Annotated in this window: 13 protein-coding genes; 4 read left to right on the forward strand and 9 right to left on the reverse strand. The window is 72.7% G+C overall.

The window, feature by feature from the left end:
- The 3 genes from AB0K28_RS45735 to AB0K28_RS45745 form a co-directional block, all read right to left on the reverse strand.
- Entirely contained in the window at window positions 1-639 is a 639-nt protein-coding gene (locus AB0K28_RS45735) for a bifunctional 4-hydroxy-2-oxoglutarate aldolase/2-dehydro-3-deoxy-phosphogluconate aldolase (RefSeq protein WP_345409169.1), read from the reverse strand.
- A complete protein-coding gene (locus AB0K28_RS45740) occupies window positions 636-2,996 on the reverse strand; it encodes a beta-galactosidase (protein ID WP_364383250.1) in 2,361 nt (786 codons plus the stop codon). The genes AB0K28_RS45735 and AB0K28_RS45740 overlap by 4 nt, the downstream gene beginning before the upstream one ends.
- A 65-nt stretch (window positions 2,997-3,061) precedes the next feature.
- Window positions 3,062-3,283 carry a family 1 glycosylhydrolase gene (locus AB0K28_RS45745; protein WP_364383253.1) on the reverse strand — a complete coding sequence of 74 codons (222 nt, stop codon included), beginning with the start codon at window positions 3,281-3,283 and terminating at the stop codon, window positions 3,062-3,064.
- A 244-nt stretch (window positions 3,284-3,527) separates the two neighbouring features.
- On the opposite strand from AB0K28_RS45745, the gene AB0K28_RS45750 reads away from it, so the two are divergent.
- A complete protein-coding gene (locus AB0K28_RS45750) occupies window positions 3,528-4,124 on the forward strand; it encodes an ATP-binding cassette domain-containing protein (RefSeq protein WP_364383329.1) in 597 nt (198 codons plus the stop codon).
- Between the two features lie 84 nt (window positions 4,125-4,208).
- On the opposite strand, the gene AB0K28_RS45755 is transcribed toward AB0K28_RS45750, so the two are convergent.
- Complete coding sequence (locus AB0K28_RS45755; RefSeq protein ID WP_364383256.1) at window positions 4,209-4,844, reverse strand: hypothetical protein; 636 nt, start codon at window positions 4,842-4,844, stop codon at window positions 4,209-4,211.
- A gap of 196 nt (window positions 4,845-5,040) precedes the next feature.
- Here AB0K28_RS45755 and AB0K28_RS45760 point away from each other — a divergent pair, with 196 nt between their 5' ends.
- Window positions 5,041-5,187 (forward strand): hypothetical protein, encoded by a 147-nt coding sequence (locus AB0K28_RS45760; protein WP_345409163.1) that lies wholly within the window; start codon window positions 5,041-5,043, stop codon window positions 5,185-5,187.
- Between the two features lie 79 nt (window positions 5,188-5,266).
- On the opposite strand, the gene AB0K28_RS45765 is transcribed toward AB0K28_RS45760, so the two are convergent.
- The 5 genes from AB0K28_RS45765 to AB0K28_RS45785 all read right to left on the reverse strand — a co-directional run bounded on the left by AB0K28_RS45765 (window position 5,267) and on the right by AB0K28_RS45785 (window position 14,713).
- Window positions 5,267-6,715 (reverse strand): FAD/NAD(P)-binding protein, encoded by a 1,449-nt coding sequence (locus AB0K28_RS45765; protein WP_364383260.1) that lies wholly within the window; start codon window positions 6,713-6,715, stop codon window positions 5,267-5,269.
- A 15-nt stretch (window positions 6,716-6,730) separates the two neighbouring features.
- Window positions 6,731-7,531 (reverse strand): hypothetical protein, encoded by an 801-nt coding sequence (locus AB0K28_RS45770; protein WP_364383263.1) that lies wholly within the window; start codon window positions 7,529-7,531, stop codon window positions 6,731-6,733.
- 71 nt (window positions 7,532-7,602) lie between these two features.
- Window positions 7,603-8,541, reverse strand: coding sequence for an NlpC/P60 family protein (locus AB0K28_RS45775; protein WP_345409160.1), 939 nt, complete (start codon window positions 8,539-8,541; stop codon window positions 7,603-7,605).
- Window positions 8,532-11,522, reverse strand: a complete 2,991-nt coding sequence (locus AB0K28_RS45780) for an AMP-binding protein (protein ID WP_364383268.1) — start codon at window positions 11,520-11,522, stop codon at window positions 8,532-8,534. Before AB0K28_RS45780 ends, AB0K28_RS45775 begins: the two co-directional genes overlap by 10 nt.
- On the reverse strand, window positions 11,519-14,713 hold the full coding sequence (locus tag AB0K28_RS45785) for an amino acid adenylation domain-containing protein (RefSeq protein ID WP_364383271.1): 3,195 nt from the start codon (window positions 14,711-14,713) through the stop codon (window positions 11,519-11,521). The genes AB0K28_RS45780 and AB0K28_RS45785 overlap by 4 nt, the downstream gene beginning before the upstream one ends.
- Window positions 14,714-14,834: 121 nt before the next feature.
- On the opposite strand from AB0K28_RS45785, the gene AB0K28_RS45790 reads away from it, so the two are divergent.
- Entirely contained in the window at window positions 14,835-16,202 is a 1,368-nt protein-coding gene (locus AB0K28_RS45790; RefSeq protein ID WP_364383274.1) for an MFS transporter, read from the forward strand.
- 124 nt (window positions 16,203-16,326) lie between these two features.
- Window positions 16,327-17,046, forward strand: coding sequence for a response regulator (locus AB0K28_RS45795; protein ID WP_364383277.1), 720 nt, complete (start codon window positions 16,327-16,329; stop codon window positions 17,044-17,046).
- The last annotated feature ends 3 nt before the right edge of the window (window positions 17,047-17,049 follow it).

Here is a 17,049-nt window from a genome sequence, read left to right on the forward strand (position 1 = left end):
TCAGCCGTCCGAGCCGTTGCCTGTGATCACGTCGATCAGGCGCTTGGCTCGGGAGGTCAGGGCCGCCATGTCGCCGTCGGCGCAGGCGTCGCCGAGCAGCGGGGAGCCCATGCCGACGGCTCGGGCGCCGGCCCGCAGGTAGGCGGGGACGTCGTCGATGCCGATGCCGCCCGTGGGCACCAGGGGGATGTGCGGGAGCGGCGCGCGGACGTCCTTGATGTAGGCGGGACCGCCCGCCGCACCCGCCGGGAAGACCTTGACCAGGGCGGCGCCCTGCGACCACGCCTGGACGATCTCCGTCGGCGTGAACGCCCCCGGCAGGACCGGCACGCCGAGCCGCCGCCCTTCGGCGATCACCTCGGGGAGCACGGCGGGCGTGATGAGGTAGCCGGCGCCCGCGTCCACGGCACGGCGCGCCGAGTCCGCGTCGAGGACCGTCCCCGCCCCGACCGCCACCCCCGGGAGCCCGGCCGCCCGCCGGATCGCCGCCTCCGCGCCGGGCGTCGGCATGGTGACCTCCATCGCCCGCACCCCGGCGCCGGCCAGCGTCTCCAGCGCGGCGTCGAGGTGGCGCGCCTCGGCGGCCCTGATGATGGCGATGACGGGCAGCGCGGCCAGCGCATCGTCCAGCGTCGTCAAGATTCCTCCTGGGTGAGCATCGTACGGGGCACGGGGACGAGGGTGACCGAGCGCAGCTCCAGCACGGAGCCGCCCGGATACGCGGCAGGCCGCACCTGCGGCGAGACGAACACGGGGGCGTCCGCGCGCAGCGGCAGCAACCGTACCTCGATGCCGTGCTCCAGCACCTCGTCGCGGAAGCGGCGCAGCCCGATCTCCCACGCGGGCCCGTACCAGAACTGGTCGGCCACGAGACGGCCGCCGACGTAGGCGCGGCCCACGTCGCCGGTCCAGTCGAGCCGCAGCAGCACCTCGTCCTTGCCCGCGAACGCCTCGGCCGGCACGGTGACACGGTAGACGGCGGCCTGCTCGAAGTCGGCGTCGGCAGGCGCGGAGGCCCGCCCCGACGCGGGGTCGATCACCGGCTCCCTGGCCGGACCGGCCTGCCGGACCTCCTCCACCTTCACCTCGGGCACCCCGGGCATCCCGGGCACCTCGGCGGCGGCGACAGCGGGCAGCAGCGCGAACACGCCGTCGGTCCGGGGAGCGCCGGCCGGCGCGGGGAAGACCCGCACGTCCGAGGAGCCCTCGCCGTACACCACCAGGCGATCGTCCTCGATCACCACCGGCCGCTCGCTGAGCACCAGCCGCCGCGCACCCCAGAGCCGGCCCGCCGCCGCGCTCAAGGCACGTGCGGCGTCCAGCACCAGGACGGCCGCGCGGCCACCGGAGGCATCCCGGATCCGCAGCAGGCAGCCGGTGCCCGGCGTGAGATCGGTGAGCACGAGCCGGTCGCCGTCGCGCGACACCGTCGCGGGCCCCTCGACCCCGGTGACGGTGGCGGCGTCGAAGACCAGCTCGACCGGGATGCCGGCGGTCTGGAAGAACACGTGGACGCCGGCGTCCACCACGCCCATGGGTTGCGCGGTGGCGGTGAGCAGCGTGGCGCCGCCGACCGGGCGGGCGAGCGGCCACACGAAGTGCGCGCCGGACGGCACCGTCACCGGCTCGCGCGGGACGACGAGCTCGCGGCCGTCCAGCTCGACCGCGAACTGCACGTCCTCGTGGGCGGGCAGCGTCTCGACGGGCTGGTGATTGTTGACGAACAGGAAGCCGGAGCGGCCGTCGGAGCGTACGCACCAGCGCAGGGTGTCCCGGTCGGCCGGGTCGTCGGGCGCGTCCTGCGGCATGACCAGCGTCATGGTGGCGAGGCCGGGCCCGTCACTCGCCAGCCACAGATGTTGCCGCCGCAGGTGCCGGAACGACTCACGGAACTGGCCGTACTCGCCGAGCGGCGCTTGGAAGTCGTAGCTGACGACCGGGCAGTCGTTCGGGTAGCCGGTGGCGTGCGACTCCTGCAGCGTGGACAGCGCGCCGATCTTCTGGGACGCCCCGTGGTACATGTAGTAGCCCTGCCACACCGAGCCGCTGCCCAGCTTGACCAGGCCGAGCGCGGCGATGTCGGCCGCCTCGACGATCGGCCTGCGGTGGTAGGAGGTGTACATGCCGCCGCCCAGCTCGCAGGTGGCGAACGGGTAGCGCGCCAGGTGGCTCTCGTCGGAGCCGGTCACCTCGGTCGTCCGCAGGTCCGCGCCGATGGAGTCGTCGTCGCGGCCCGGCCCGAAGAAGTAGTGGGCCCTGCTCTGCCGCGGCCAGCCGTCGTGCGCGGTGTCCCACGCGGCCTCGGAGTACCCGCCGAACAGCGGGATCAGCTCGTCCGCCGGAAGCCGCGCGTGCCCCCACCCGGTGGCGGTCCACAGCGGCGCGTCGATGCCCGCCTCCCGCGCCATGCGCTTGAGCGTGACGAGATGGCCGGGCTGGTCGTACAGCTCGTTCTCCACCTGCACCGCCACCACGGGGCCGCCGTGCTCGCGGGTCAGCCCGGACAGCTGGCCGCCGATCTGCTCGAACAGTGGCCGCACGAGGCCGAGGTAGCGGGGATCATCGGTACGCGGCACGCAGCCGGCCTCCAGCACCCAGTCGGGAAACCCGCCGTTGCGCGACTCGCCGTGCCCCCAGGGCCCGATCCGCACCACCACGTCCAGTTCCAGGTCGGTGCACGTGCGCACGAACCGCCGCAGATCCCGGTCGCCGCTCCAGTCGAAGACGCCGCGCCGCTCCTCGTGCAGGTTCCAGAAGACGTACGTGGAGACCACCGTCACCCCGCCCGCCCGCACCTTCAGCAGTTCCTCCCGCCACTCGGCCGCCGGGTAGCGCCCGTAGTGGAACTCGCCCGTGATCGGGAACCACGGCATACCACCCCTGCTCAGGTGGCGGGAGTTCACGGTGATCGCATCGGGCGCACCGGGCGGATCACCCAGCCGCAGATGGCCTTCGAGCGGCGGGGCAGTCTCGCCCGGGACGCCGATTCGTCGCACAGCCGCACCTTTCCTCAGAGTCGTACAACCGCCGTGCAGTACTATGACTGAGCGAAAAAATACTACTAGTTGGTGCGGGCGGGCACGACGCCGGTGCGCGCGACCTCGCCCAGCCAGGCCAGCGACGGCTTCGGGCGGCGGGCGAACGTCTCCCGATCCCACGCCACCAGCCCGAACGTCGGCTCGTAGCTGCCCCACTCGTAGTTGTCCAGCAGCGACCAGTACAGGTAGCCGCGCACGTCCACGCCGTCGTCCCAGGTGCCGGTGAAGGAGAAGATGGCGACCACCGCGACCAAGCGGCCTGGCCAGCGGGATCATCGTCACCGAGACCGGGATCGCCGTGGTGGCGACGATGGCGAAGAACGCGACGCCGCTGCCGGGGAACTTCCGCCGGGCGAAAGCGTACCCGGCGAGCGGGGCGACCACGCAGTTCACCGCCACGGCCAGCAGCGCCATGATCATCGAGTTGCCGAGTGCGTGCAGCAGGTCGATCTCGTTGAGCGCCGCGCGGAAGTTCGCCCAGGTCCGCCGATGCTTGAGCCGAGGGGCCTCGGCAAGTCGTACGGCCCGACCAAGGCGCTGACCGGCGTCTCCCTGACGATCGCCGAGGGCGAGATCGTCGCCGTCACCGGGCCGAGCGGCGTGGGCAAGTCGACGCTGCTGCACCGCCTGGCCGGGATCATCAGGCCGGAGTCGGGCGAGGTCACGCTGGACGGCAGGCGCATCGACACGCTGACCGAGGCGGCGCTGACCAGGTTACGGCCACGTTCCTGGTCGCGCCGGTCGCCGGCCTGGTCAACCAGGCCAACCGGCTCGCCTCGGCCACCAGAGAACGACGGCTGGCGGCCCTGCGCCTCGCGGGGGCGACACCGGGCGACGTGCGCCGGCTGGGCGCCATGGAGGGCGGGCTGCCGGCCCTCTCCGGTTCGCTGGCCGGCGGCCTGCTCTACGTGCTCACGCACCTCGGCGGACCGCTGCCGCAGGTGCCGGTGGTCGTGGTGCTGGCGGCGTGCCGCGCAGCCTGTTCGGGATCCCGGCAGGTACGGCGCCTCGATCGTTGTAAGCGGTCACGGGAAAATCCTGGCTGGTGGCCATGTCGGTCCAGGTAGATGGCTACCTGGTTCCTGATGGACGGACAGGAGAAATCCTGGTGGGCGGTCAGCTGGCTCGCCTTGCTGATTGTCGTCCGGGCTGAGCGTTCAGTTCGATAGATCAGGTCAGCCCAGGAGCGTAGACCGACTGTTGCTTCCTCGTGAACCGGTCGAGATCCAGGCGAACGCCTGTCAGCGCCTCAACGGTTGCGAGTGCGGTCTCCCAGTCAGGGTAGGGCGTAGCGGGTTCTACGCCCGCCTCGTCATCGGCCTTCATCCGCTTTCCCAGCGCCCGCAAGGCCCCTAGATGGGCATCGAGCGCGGTGGGGTCCTGGCCGAAGCACTCCGGTCCATAGGGCGACGAGATTTGCCCCACCGACGTGACGAGAACGCCGTCGGCCGCATAGAACAGCTCGTGGGCGTTGTTGACCAGGCACCAGAAGCCCCATGCTTGCGCGTTCTCGGTCAGGCGGGCCCAGATGTCAGGATCGCTGGGATAGGCGTTGTGCGCCAGCACGATCACACCATGGTCGCTCTGTTCCAGGACGACGTGTTCCCCCAGTTCCAGCACAGTGCCGGGACTTGCGGCGTCGGGGTCGGCCCCCAGTCGGCGTGCGACATCGGCGACCGTAAGGGGCTCTCCATGACCTCGCACGACCATCCAGAACATCGCGTCGTTGATGTAAGGGTCCACTCGACCCAGGGCCTGGCGGAGCTGCACGTAGTAGTTGATCATTTCGGGCGTGACCGGGCTCATGCTCTCCCCTCTCGCATGGTGGAGACGACAGGGTAGCGGCCGGGTCCGACATTTCCGATCAAGCACGGTGACCATTGGCCTTGAGAGATGGTGGCCGTCTACCTGGAGAAATCCTGGCCGTGGACCAGGATGCTCATGGCCGAGTATCAGGAGAACTTCATGTCCGTCCACAATCGTCATCGCGGCCGGGTACGTCATGCTGCTGCTCGGCGCGGCAGCCGGCGCCCAGCAGGCCGCAGGCGGCTACACGGGAGCCCACGCGCTGGTGGCCGCCGCCCTCCTCGTCGCCCTGGCCGCCCGCCCCCTGCTCCGCGCCGCCCTCCGCTTCGAGCCCCGCGCCTGAACGCCGCTGACCAACCGGGGGAGAGGGGAGGGAGGAGCTGTGGGTCAGCCTGCGAGGTCGGTTGCGGGTCGGCTGGGGGTCAGCTGGGGGTCAGCAGTGCCTTGGCGACGGCGTTCGCGCCTCTGTTGACCGCCGGCAGGCTGCTGGCGTAGTAGATGTCGCCGGCCGTGAGCTCGCCGATGGCGAAGAGGTTCAGCCGTGGATCGAGACGTGCGGTGACGGGGTCCGTCCTGAGCCCGCCGTAGGCGTCCCAGGCGGCCAGGCCGTTGCGGTCGAGGGCGGCGACGAGCCGGCCCTGGGGTCCTCGCGTCCTGGCGGGGCTCGCCCTGGTCGCGTCCACCGCCACCTCGGCCGTCACGACCGCGTCGCCCGCGAGCGCGGTGAACGCGCCGTGCGCGGCGCGGACCTCCCGCACGCCGGCGAGCACGGTGAGCCGGCCGGAGTCCATCGCCGCCAGCAGCGTGCGGGCCGTCCCCGGCGGCATGGGGCACTGCAGGCTGCGCAGCGTCGGCTTGTAGCCGCCCAGCATCAGCGCCACGTCCTCGTCCGGCAGGGCGGCGCGGATCGCGCGGGCGAGCGGCGTCGGCAGGGACAGCAACAGGGACTGCACGAGATTCGCCTCGGGGTGCGTGAGCTGGTGGCGCAGGTAGCCGGCGGCCGATCGCCCGCGCCGGTACCAGTCCAGCTCGGCCCGCGCGTCGAACCCGGCGGCGCTCAGCTCCTCGCGCAACAGGTCGATGACCGCCCGCCGCCCCAGCCTGCCGTCCGTGCCCCTGCGCTGGTCGAGGCCCTCGCCGGTGAGATGCAGGCGCCGCCACTCCCGGGCCGGAGCCAGCACCTCGGGCAGGACGCCGTTGCGCGACACCATGGTGACGCGCCCCTGGTGCCCCGATGCGAGCAGGCCGAGCACGGTGTCCACCGCGGTGAGCCCCGTGCCGACGATCAGCACGTGCGCCCCTCGATCCACCTCGGGCAGCCGCTTCTTCAGCGGGTAGGGGCCGGCGATGTGGTTCGGCGCGCCCGCCAGCCGGTACGGGTCCGCCGGCCCGCCGGGCCCCACCCCCAGCACGACGTGGGTGTACGCCCGCGTCCCCCGGTCCGAGCGTACGAGGAGGCCGCCGTCCCCGCCGCGCGCCACCTCCAGCACGGTCTCAGGACGCACGCCGACCCGCCAGCCCTGCTCCCGCGCGGCCGCCCGGCAGGCCGCGAAGTGCTCGCGCAGGTAGCGGCCGAAGATCCGGCGCGGCGCGAACCCGTCGGGCCGTACGTCGATGCCGGGCGGGAACGGAACGGCAGGCCGCTCCAGCCAGCGCAGGAAATGGTCGCGCTCGGCGTCGCGGATCGACATGCGCCCGTTCGGCAGGTTGATCAGGGCGCAGTCGAGGTCGTCCGCGAACGCCAGGCCCTGCCCGAGCTCCCCTGGCTCGTACACGCACAGGTCGAGAGCCACGCCGCCGGGGTTCACGGTCAGCAGGCTGTCCAGGAGGCTGACCGCGGCCGCGCCTCCGCCGACCATCGCGATGCGCATGAGGGTCTCCAGTCGCTAGGCGAGGGTGAGGCGGCCGGGCGCCGTGGAGCGCAGGGACGCGACGTCCGCGCCGCAGTAGGCGTCCACGTAGGGCCGGTGTTCGAGGAGGTGGCCGCCCGTGGCGTCGTCCTGCCGGTCGAGCAGGAAGTGGAGCTCCTCCCTGCTGCTCGTCCAGGCGTGGCCGTTGAAGACCTCCATCCCGGCGAACCGGGTTTTGTAAAGGTCCCCCCGCGTGTAGCACGAGCCGAGGTAGCAGTGACGCAGCCCTCGTGCCTGGAGCTCGGCGAGCACGCTGCTCATCATGTGGTTGCCGATGCTGATCGGACGGTAGCGGGTGTCGTAGACGGGGATGCCGTACTGGGCGAGCCCCGCGCTGGCGAAGAGGGGCACGAGGCCGGCCGCGCGTCCGTCCCGTACGTCGTGGAACAGCGCCACATGCGTGGTGAAGGGCGCCTCCAGCATCTCCTCGAAGCGGTTCCTGCGGTAGCCGGCGTTGATCTCCTGCTGGTCGAAGTAGTCCGCGTACAGGGCCTTGTACTCCGGGCTCCAGCGGAACTCCCGGCGGTCGAGCAGTTCCCACCCGATGTCCTGGCAGCGCCGCCGGACGTAGCGCACCCGGCCGGTGCTCGTGTACCGCCGCAGGTCCACCCTGACGCTGCGGGTGAGGTAGAAGCGCGACAGGTCGAGGACGCCCGGCAGGAACCCGTTCTCGTACGGCACCTCGATGTCCTCGCCGTCCTCGAGGAACGCCCACACCTGGTAGGGAAAGACGTAGGACCCGTAGTCGGGGGCGCACTCGGAGAAGACGACCTTCATAAGTCCTCACCCGCCGGACGGCCGGGTGCTGCTGGTTCACGCACGAGACGTCTCCTGACTCGCATCTCGGACTAGGACACCGCGAAACGTCTGCCGCCCGCCAGGAACTCCGTGCGCACCTCGGTGACGCGGGCGTGGCGGCCGTTTCGCGCCTCGATCATCCGGCGGTCGCCGGCGTACATGCTGACGTGATCGATCGCGCGCGACGCGCCGTCGCGATCGTCGGTGTAGAAGAGCAGGTCGCCCGGCTCCAGCCCGGCGGTCGCGTCCACGTCCCGGCCGGCGGGGTGCAAGTGCTGGTCGTCGGCGTCGCGCGGAAGGGGGAGGCCGTGGATGTGGTGGACCAGGGAGGTCAGCCCCGAGCAGTCGACGGCCAGCCCTGAGCGCCCCGCCCACAGGTACGGCAGGCCGAGGAAGAGCGCCGCCGTCGCGACCAGATCGACGCCGGAGGGCCGGGGGATGTCGTCCACCGACCGGCGCACGGTGACGGCTGCGGCGGGCAGCCAGCCGGACGCGCCGCACGGCGTCGCCACCTGGACGGCGGGGCCGTCCTCGGCGAGCACGGGCAGGCGGGTGCCCGCGCTGATGCGCAGCAGGGCGGAGGCGAGCCGCGGGTCCTGGTACAGCACCGTGGTGCGGGCCCGGTCCACCTGGGCGAACGGTACGGTCGCGCGCAGCTCGCCGAAGGCGGGGCCGGTCACGAGCTGGGCGGCGGGGATCCAGCCCGGATAGCCCCTGTCGTCCTTCCTGCTGGCCTGCCCCGGCACGGCGACCTCGCACCATCCGTCCTTCCCGCCCACGATCTCGACCTCGTCCCCGTAGAGGGCCTGGGTCTGGGTGAGGCCGCCGGACATGAGGCCCTCGCGGTCGGCCGACGTGGCGGCCAGCCAGCCCGGCACGTCCACCGGGTTGCCGAGGCCCGGTGCGTCCTGCGGGCGGGGGCTGGAGCTGCCGGTCCACACCGTCGCGACGCTCACCGCGACGTACGCCGTCCCGCGCGCTACGTCCATGGGAAACCCGCCCTCTCCGCCGCGATCTGACGGGCTGTGAGCACGTCCTTCTTCCCACTGGACAGCAGAGGCAGGTCGGCGACCGGGAGGACGCGGTCCGGCACCGCGAAGGCGGGCAACCGGCGCAGGAGCGCCGCGCGCAGGCCGGCGGGATCGGGATCCTCGCCGGTGACCACGGCGACCAGCCTGGTCTGACCGTCCGGCCCGGCCAGCGGCACGGCGACGGCCCTGGTGACGCCGGGTTCGTTCTCCAGCAGCGCCTCGATCTCGGTCAGGTCGACGCGGTTGCCGCGGATCTTGGCCTGGCGGTCGATCCGGCCGACGAACTCCAAGGACGCGTCCTCGCGTACGCGTACGAGGTCCCTCGTGTGGAACCGCCGCCGGCCGCTCCCGTCCCGCCGGAAGCGTTCCGTGGTCAATTCGGGGTCGTTGAGGTAGCCGCGCGCGACCGTCGCGCCGCCGATGGCGAGTTCTCCGGTGGTGCCGGCCGGGAGCGTGTCGAGCGGGCGGCCGTCCACGTACGCGACGATGCCCGGCAGCGGCCGGCCGATGGGCGGCGGCGCCTCCGGCGGCGGTCGCCCGTCTATGTCGGCCTGCAGCGCGAGACCGAACTCGGTGGACCCGTAGGTGTTCACCAGCCGCACCCCCGCAGGGGCGACCGCCTGCCATTTGCGCACCGAGTGCCGGTCGAGGCCGTCGCCGCCGATCACGACCAGCCGGACGCCGGAGGGCAGCGCGGCCTCCCCGCGGTGCAGGAAGTCCGTCAGCTCACGCCAGAACACCGTGGGCAGGTCGAGGACGGTGATGTCGTTCTCGGCCACGAAGGAGACGAACGCGCCCATCGGCAGGAAACGCAGGCCGGGCTCGACGTACAGGGTCGCTCCCGCCGTGAGGCAGGTGAAGATCTCCTCGCCGCTGTTCGCCCAGGCCAGCGCCGAAAGCTGGACGAACCGGTCGGCCGGCGTGATGTGCCAGTCGGCCACCAGGTTGCGGACGTAGGCGGCGAGCGGGCCGTGCGGCATCATGACGCCGCGCGGGCGGCCGGTGCTGCCCGAGGTGTAGAAGACGCAGGCCAGTGCGTCGAGGTCGTCGGCCGTGGGCGGAGCAGACCATCGCGTCGCCGGGTCCTCCGGCGGCGGCGTCGACTCGTCGATCAGGATGCGCAGGCGCGCGTCGCGGGTGATCTCGGCCAGCCGCTCCGGGGGACAGGCGGTGTCGAGCGGGAGGAACGCGCCGCCGGCGGCCATCGCGGCAAGCATCGTCACGACGGCGTCCCGGCCGTTGGGCAGGGCGATGCCGACCAGTTCGCCCGGTTCCTTCATGCGCCTGCTCAGGTGCTCGGCACGGCGGAGCGCCTGTTCCGTCAGCTCCCGATAGGTGACCTGCTCGCCACCGCCGCGCAGGGCGACGTGGTCACCGTTCCGCTCGGCGTGCTCGCGGATCCGCCGCCACACGGATCGAGGACGGTGATCATCGGCCTGTGCCTGCGCGGCGGGCCCGGCCAGCTCGGCCAGCTCGGTCAGCTCGGTCAGCTCGGCCAGGAACCGCGCGCGGACCTCGGCTGCGGCCTGCGCGGGAACGACCGCGCGGTCGTACTCCAGCGCTCCCCTGATCCGCCCGTCCTGCGACGGCCACAACTCCAGCGACAGGTCGGTCTGCGGTGCGACCGGGTGGACGTCGAGCGGCTCCACCCGCACCCCCGGCACGTCCCAGTCGGCGGAGATCGTGTTCTGCCAGATGAACTGCGCCCCGAAGATCGGGTCCCGGTTCCCCGCCCGGCGGATGCCTCTGGCCAGGTCGTGCGGTGACGTGCCTGACCAGCGCATCGCCTGCCGCCAGGTCTCCAGCAGGCCGGCCGGCGAGCCGTCCAGCTCCCCGTCCCGCAGCGGCACGACCGCCTCGCGGACGAAATAGCCGATGGTGGCGTGGGCGGCGGGGTCGTCGCGTCCCGCCGTGGGAACGCCGACGCGGAACGACCGCGCCCCGGTGACCGCGCGCAGTGCGCGCCCGAACCGGTGCAGGGCCAGGACGAACGGCGTCACTCCCGCCGTGCGCGCCGCCGCCTCCAGCGCCCGGCAGGCGGCTTCGTCCGGATCGCAGGCCAGCCGGCCGTAGCGGTCGCCGGCGCCGCCGGGCGGTTCACCCGGCCAGGTCAGGGGCTCGGTGGCGGCCAGCTCGGCGATCCACCCCGCCGGCGCCGTGCGGTCACTGGCCTGGGCGCCGTACGCGTGCGCGAACGACCGTACCGGCGGCAGCCGCTCGCCCCGCAGGAACGCGTTCAGCTCCGCGGCGAACAGCGCCTCGCTGTGCCCGTCGAACGCGATGTGCGCCACGGCGGCGACCAGATCCGTCCAGCCGTCCCCACACTGGAGCTCTACCGCGATGAGCGGCCCGTCGGCGACGTCCACCGCCCGCGCCAGCGCCGATGTCCGTTCGGCGAGCCCGCCGCCTGCCTCGGTGACGTTCAGCCGCAGGGCGCGCTCCTCCGGTACCGTCACCGCGACCGGCATGCCGTCCTCGTCGGTGGTGATGCCGGTGCGCAGGGCGTCGTGCCGCCGGACCACCTGCCGGATCGCCTCCGTCAGCCGGGTCGTGTCCAGCGGGCCGGTCATGCGGAAACCGAACAGGACGAGGTTGCCGAGTGCCAGCTCGGGGCGTACCTGGCCGTCCAGCCACAGGGCCAGCTGCCCCGTGGTCGGGACGCTCACCTCGGCCGCCCCGGTCTCGGCGCGCGACGGACGGGCGGACTGGGCGGCCAGCTTGGCGAGCGCGGCCACCGTGCCCGCGTGCAGGGCGGCGTCCGCGCGGAGCGCCAGGCCGTGGTCGGTGTACAGGCGCCGGACGAGACGCATGGCGGCCAGCGAGTCCAGGCCCATCGACCACAGGCCGGCGTCCGTCTCGACGGTCGCGACGCCCAGCAGCTCGGCCACGTGGCCGGCGATCACCCGCGCCAGCCGCTCCTCGTCGTCGATGACGCTCACCTGGCCCCCTTTCGTACGGTCTCGCCGAGCAGGCGGGCCGCGCGCGCCGCCAGCGCGTCGATCGCGTCACGGTCGAATTGGTCGGTGCTGAACTTCACCCCGATGTCCAGGCGGTCGCCGATGACGTCGGCCTCGAACATGAGCAGGTAACGCTCACGCTGCCGGGGCGAGCGGTGCCTGCCGGTGTCCTCGTCGGCGTCGGCGAGGATCGCGTCGGAGGCGCGCCGGCTCAGCCGGTCCATCTGGCTCCGGTAGTTGAGCCGCAGGACCGGCCGGGGCAGCGCCGCGAGCGCCGATCGCTCCTCCGCCGAGGGCGACAGGAACCGCAGGGCGTCGAAACCGTACGGGCGGGGCGGGGCGTACCGGGGGCCGTCGAGTACGGAGCGCACCGCCTTCACGCCCGTTCCCTCGACCACGGCGAACTCCGGATGCGTGGTCTGGATGTAGCCGATCGTTCTGGTGAGGTCCAGCCCTCCTGGAGGGTTCACCCGGTTGTTGCCGTACACGTCCACGGCCTGCACCGGCACGCCCGTCCACTCCGCCACCGCGACGAGCAGGCAGGCCCGGAGCAGGGCGTCTGGCCGGCCGATGCGGGAGGAGGCTCGCAGGAAGGCGTCCGTGTCGCCGGCGGGCAGCAGCGCGTGGCTCGTGACGATCGTGGGCAGCAGCCCCGCGCCGTCCCGCCGTACGCCGTCCAGCGTGTCCAGCTCGGACCAGGGCGCCGCCAGCCACGCGGCGTGGTCGTGGCGGGCCTGGTCGCTCGCGACGTACCGGGCGATGTGCGCGGCGTAGTCCGCGACGCTCGCCGCGGGAGGGTCGAGCCGCGCCTGCCCGGTACGTGCCCAGGTGCTCAACGCGGTCTCGACCTCGTCGGTGAGCAGCGCCATCGACCAGCCGTCCACCACAGCGTGATGGGCGGCGACCAGCAGCCGATGCCGCTCTCCCGACCGCAGCCTGACCAGCCGGAACAACCCGCCGAGCGCCGGATCCATGCTCGACAGGATCCGCTCGGCGGCAGGGGGCAGGACGGCGTCCATCGGGCCTGCGGGCAGCTCGACGATCTCCACCGGGTCCACGGCGTCCACGGGCAGTTCGCGGATCGCGGGAGCGCCGAAGTCGATCGAGCTGCGCAGAGCACCGTGCGCGGCCACGATCGCCCGCCCCGCCGCCTCGACCGCCGCGTCGGGCAGCGCGGCCGGGATGCGGAACAGGTTCGGCAGCACGAAGTGATGAATGTCAGGCACCGGTCCGTCCAGGATCCACCGCAGCTGCGACGGCATCAGCCGCCCGGCCGGCGTGGCGGCCGGAGTGGATCCCGTCCGCAGGGGGTCGGCGCCGGGCCGGGGCTGCGGCGTCGTACCGGTGGAGGTCGTGGCGGTCGCGGCCAGGGCGATGCGTTCGAGTGAACCGTGCTGGAGGACCATGCTCGGACTCACCGCCAGGCCGAGGGCGCGCGCCCGTGCGGCCAGCCGCACGGCCAGCAGGGAGTCGCCGCCGGAGTCGAGGAAGTCGTCCGATGGGGACGGGTCCGGCATGTCCAGCACATCCGCCCAGATCCGGGCCAGCAGGGCGAGCGGCCGGTCGTCATCCGAGGACGGCGGGCGGGCGTCCCGGGCGCCGCCCGCTCCTGCGGCGATCGCCTCCGCCACCCTGACCCGGTCGATCTTGCCGTTGACGTTCAGCGGCACCTTGTCGGCCATGACCCACACCGCGGGGATCATCGCGGGCGGGACGGAGGCGGCGAGCGTGCCGGCGGCCTCGGCCGCCTGCCACGCCTCCGGGCAGCGCGGCACCACCAGGGCTCCCAGCAGCGGCTCCGCATGCTCCCGTGGCACCAGCGCGGCGGCCGCGTCGCGGACCGGGCCGAGCTCCCGCAGGGCGGCGTCGACCTCGCCCAGCTCGATCCGGTACCCCCGCAGCTTCACCTGGTCGTCCACCCGGCGCAGGAACACGAACCCGTCGCCGTCCGCCGGCACCCGGACGATGTCGCCCGTCCGGTACATCGTCCGCTCCTCGCCCGCGATCCGGCGGCGCACGAAGCGGCGGGCGGTCAGCTCGTCGCGGCCGACGTAGCCGTCCGCGATCACACCGCCGACGAGCAGCTCGCCCTCCTGCCCAGGACCCGCCGTCCGCCCGTCGGGCAGCAGGGCGACCGCCACCCGCCCGGGCAGCGCGGCTCCGATGGGGAGCGACCCGGCCGCAGAGTCCACCGGATCCGACGGCCCGAAGCGTCGCGCCGTCGCGGTCACCACGCATTCGGTGGGGCCGTAGCCGTTGACCAGGTCGGCGCCCGCCAGCGCGCCGCGCCGATGAGCACGCAGGTCCGCCACGGAGGCCGCCTCACCGCCGATGCTGACGCAGCGCAGCCCCTCCCATCCCGCACGGGAGACGCCGTCGAGCTCGCCGGCCAGGGTCCGCCAGTACGCGGTGGGCAACGACAGCACGCTCACCCCGGAACGGCGGACCAGCTCGCCCACCTCGTACGGACCGAGCACCCGCGCCCGCTTGACCACCAGCGCCGCGCCCGCCGCCCAGGTGCACCAGATCTCCTCCAGCGCCGTGTCGAACCCCAGGGAGCTGAACTGCAGGACCCGATCCGCCGGCGTGAGCCCCAGGAACTCCGCGAAGACGATCGCGTGGTCGGCGATCGCGGAGTGCCTGACGCGGACCCCCTTGGGCCTCCCCGTGGACCCCGACGTGTAGAGGACGTAAGCCTCCATGTCCGGCCCGGGCGGGGCCAGGGAGGCCACCGGCGCGTCCGGCTGCGGCGGCGACAGGGAGGTCACCGGCGCGACGCCGGCGAGTTCGCTCGTCGTGATCACCGGGCAGCCGCCGGGCGGCGGCCCCCGCAGCGCCCCGGCGCTGTCCGTGACGATCAGCCGGCAGCCCGAGTCGGCGAGGATGAAGGCCACGCGTGCGGGCGGGTTCGCGAGATCCACGGGCACCAGCGAGGCCCCGCAGCGCGCGACCGCCGCGACCACCGCGAGCGCCTCGGCGTCGCCCTTGAGCGCGACCGCGACCCGGTCGCCGGGCCGCACGCCGCTCGCCCGCAGCGCCAGCGCCCGCCGTGTCGCCTCCGCGTCCAGGCGCGCGTACGACCAGTGCTCGTCCCCGATGACGGCCACCTGGTCCGGCAGGCGGGAGACCGTCGCGCGGAGCACCGCGTCGAGCGTCGTCACAGAAACAGCCATGCCATCCTTCCCGGAAGCCTGCACCGAAAGGCAGCAGGGGGCCCGCGCCATCGATGGAGGGCGCCGCACGTCCCGAACGTTAGGCAGGCGGCCGGGCGCGTTTGAAGTTTGTGCTCATAACGTGCTCGGGCGGGCGGCGGGGCCAGGTCTCCTATTGAGCAGAACATTCCGGGCCGGTGCATCGCCTCGTAATGTCGGCGGCAGGTCAAGTCCCGTCGGCGCGAGAGGTCGTGGCGTGCGAAACACCTTTCTTCGTGATCTGATTCCGGATTCCGGGGCGGCGTGGATTCTGGTGAGCACGGTGGCGATCGGCTCGATCGGCACGGGCCTCTTCCTCGCCGGCGGCGTGCTCTTCTACACGCGGGTCGTGCACCTTTCCGCGGCGGAGATCGGCATCGGGCTCTCGCTCGCCGGACTGGCCGCCACCTTGGCCGCCGTCCCGGCCGGAGCGCTGGCCGACCGAGTCGGGCCGCGGCAGTTCATGGTCGGTCTCCATGCGACGCGGGTGCTTTTCTTCGCGCTGCTGGCATTCGTCACGAATTTCTGGCAGTTCGTTTTCGCCGTGATAGCCGTCACGGTGAGCCACCGGGTCGCCTTCCCGGTCAACCAGGCCCTTATCGGCCGCATTTTCGAGGGGCACAAACGCACACAGACGATGGCGCTGATCCACTCGGTGCGCAACGTCGGCCTGGCGGTCGGCGCGGCACTGTCCAGCGTGGCGATGGTGACGGACACGCCGATCGCCTATCAGCTGCTGATCCTCGGAAACGCGTGCTCGTTCATCCCCATGATGTATCTCATCAGCCGGCTGAAGAAGTACGAGAAACCGCTGCCCCCGCAGGAGAAGGAGGGCGGCCCCAAGGTTCATCCGCTGCGCGACGTGCCGTACCTGACGCTCGCCATGACGAGCGGCTTGCTGCTGCTGAACGACAGCCTGCTGTTCGTGGCCCTGCCTCTCTGGATCACCCAGCACACCGAGGCGCCCGCGGTGATGGTCGCGGTCATCACGTTCGTCAACACGGTGATGACCGCGCTCGGGCAGGTGTGGTGGACGCGGTGGACCAAGGACGTGACGTCGGCCGCGCGCGGGCTGCTGGCCAGCGGGGTGCTCCTCGCGGCGGCCACCCTCGTCTTCGCCGGCGCCCACTTCTTCGGCGCGGTGGCCGCGTCCCTGCTCCTGGTGCTGGGCGTGATCGTGTTCACCGCAGGGGAGAACCTGCACTCCGCGGGCTCCTGGCAGGTGTCCTACGATCTGTCGCCCGAGAAGGGGCGCAGCAAGGCGCTCGCGGTCTTCCACCTCGGCGAGACCACCCAGGACGTGATCGGGCCTTCGCTGGTCACGGGCCTGCTCATCACCGCGGGGCCGGTCGGCTGGCTGGGCCTGGCCGGCATCTTCCTGGCCGCCGGCGGCGGCGCCAAGGCCGGCGTGCGTTGGGTGCTGCACTCGCGCCGGATGGGGACGGTGGCCTCCGCCGCCGGCACGCAGTGACAGACCCCCTCTCAGGGGCGGATCAAGGATCTTTCAAGGTTCCGGTCGAACCAGGGTCGGCACATTGGTGCTGATCGCCGCCGCGGCTCGTGGCCCGCGGGCGCCGGAACGCGAAAGGTACTCGATGAGCAAGACAGGGGATCCGCAGGTCCGCCACATCCTCGTGGTGGACGACGACAGAACGCTCAACCACGCATGTGTCGACCGCCTGTGCCGCGTGGACGGCGCCGCGGCGACATCGGCCTACGACGGCAGGACCGCGCTCGGCCTGATCGGGGAACAACGGCCCGACCTGGTTCTGCTCGATCTCGGCCTGCCCGACATGGATGGATTCGACGTCCTGCTCCGCAGCAGGCACCCGCACCGCTACCAGCCGGACGTCATCGTCATGACCGCCGACAACGACGGGCGCAAGGTGCTGCGCGCGCTGCGCGCGGGCGCGCTGTCCTACCTGCTCAAGCCGTTCACCATGGCGGTGCTGAGCGCGGCGGTCCGCGCGGTCTGGCAGGCGCACTCGACCATCGCCGCCCTGGACGACCACCCGTCCCTGGTGCAGGGCGACATCGACCACGTGATGTCCACGCTCCGGCTGGTCGGCCTCGGCGGGCGCGACTACCGGGCGCCCAAGGGGATCGCGCAGAGCACGCTGACGATGGTCCGGCAGGCGCTGGCGGCGGCGTCCACGGACATGTCGGCGGGCGAGGTGGCCGTCGCCTGCGGGCTGTCCCGCGCGTCGGCGCGCCGCTATCTGCAGCACCTGCACGCCGTGGGGCTGGCGACGGAACGTCAGCAGTACGGGCGCGCCGGCCGTCCCGAGCACCGCTACACCTCCACGGAGCGCTGAGCC

Origin of the sequence: Nonomuraea sp. NPDC049504 (genome assembly GCF_040676845.1) — a bacterium.
Classification (GTDB): domain Bacteria; phylum Actinomycetota; class Actinomycetes; order Streptosporangiales; family Streptosporangiaceae; genus Nonomuraea; species Nonomuraea salmonea.

Coding starts and splice junctions, on each gene's coding strand:
- AB0K28_RS45750 (WP_364383329.1), top strand. CDS start 3,528: ATGCTTGAGCCGAGGGGCCTCGGCAAGTCGTACGGCCCGACCAAGGCG.
- AB0K28_RS45755 (WP_364383256.1), bottom strand. CDS start 4,844: ATGAGCCCGGTCACGCCCGAAATGATCAACTACTACGTGCAGCTCCGC.
- AB0K28_RS45760 (WP_345409163.1), top strand. CDS start 5,041: ATGCTGCTGCTCGGCGCGGCAGCCGGCGCCCAGCAGGCCGCAGGCGGC.
- AB0K28_RS45765 (WP_364383260.1), bottom strand. CDS start 6,715: ATGCGCATCGCGATGGTCGGCGGAGGCGCGGCCGCGGTCAGCCTCCTG.
- AB0K28_RS45770 (WP_364383263.1), bottom strand. CDS start 7,531: ATGAAGGTCGTCTTCTCCGAGTGCGCCCCCGACTACGGGTCCTACGTC.
- AB0K28_RS45775 (WP_345409160.1), bottom strand. CDS start 8,541: ATGGACGTAGCGCGCGGGACGGCGTACGTCGCGGTGAGCGTCGCGACG.
- AB0K28_RS45785 (WP_364383271.1), bottom strand. CDS start 14,713: ATGGCTGTTTCTGTGACGACGCTCGACGCGGTGCTCCGCGCGACGGTC.
- AB0K28_RS45795 (WP_364383277.1), top strand. CDS start 16,327: ATGAGCAAGACAGGGGATCCGCAGGTCCGCCACATCCTCGTGGTGGAC.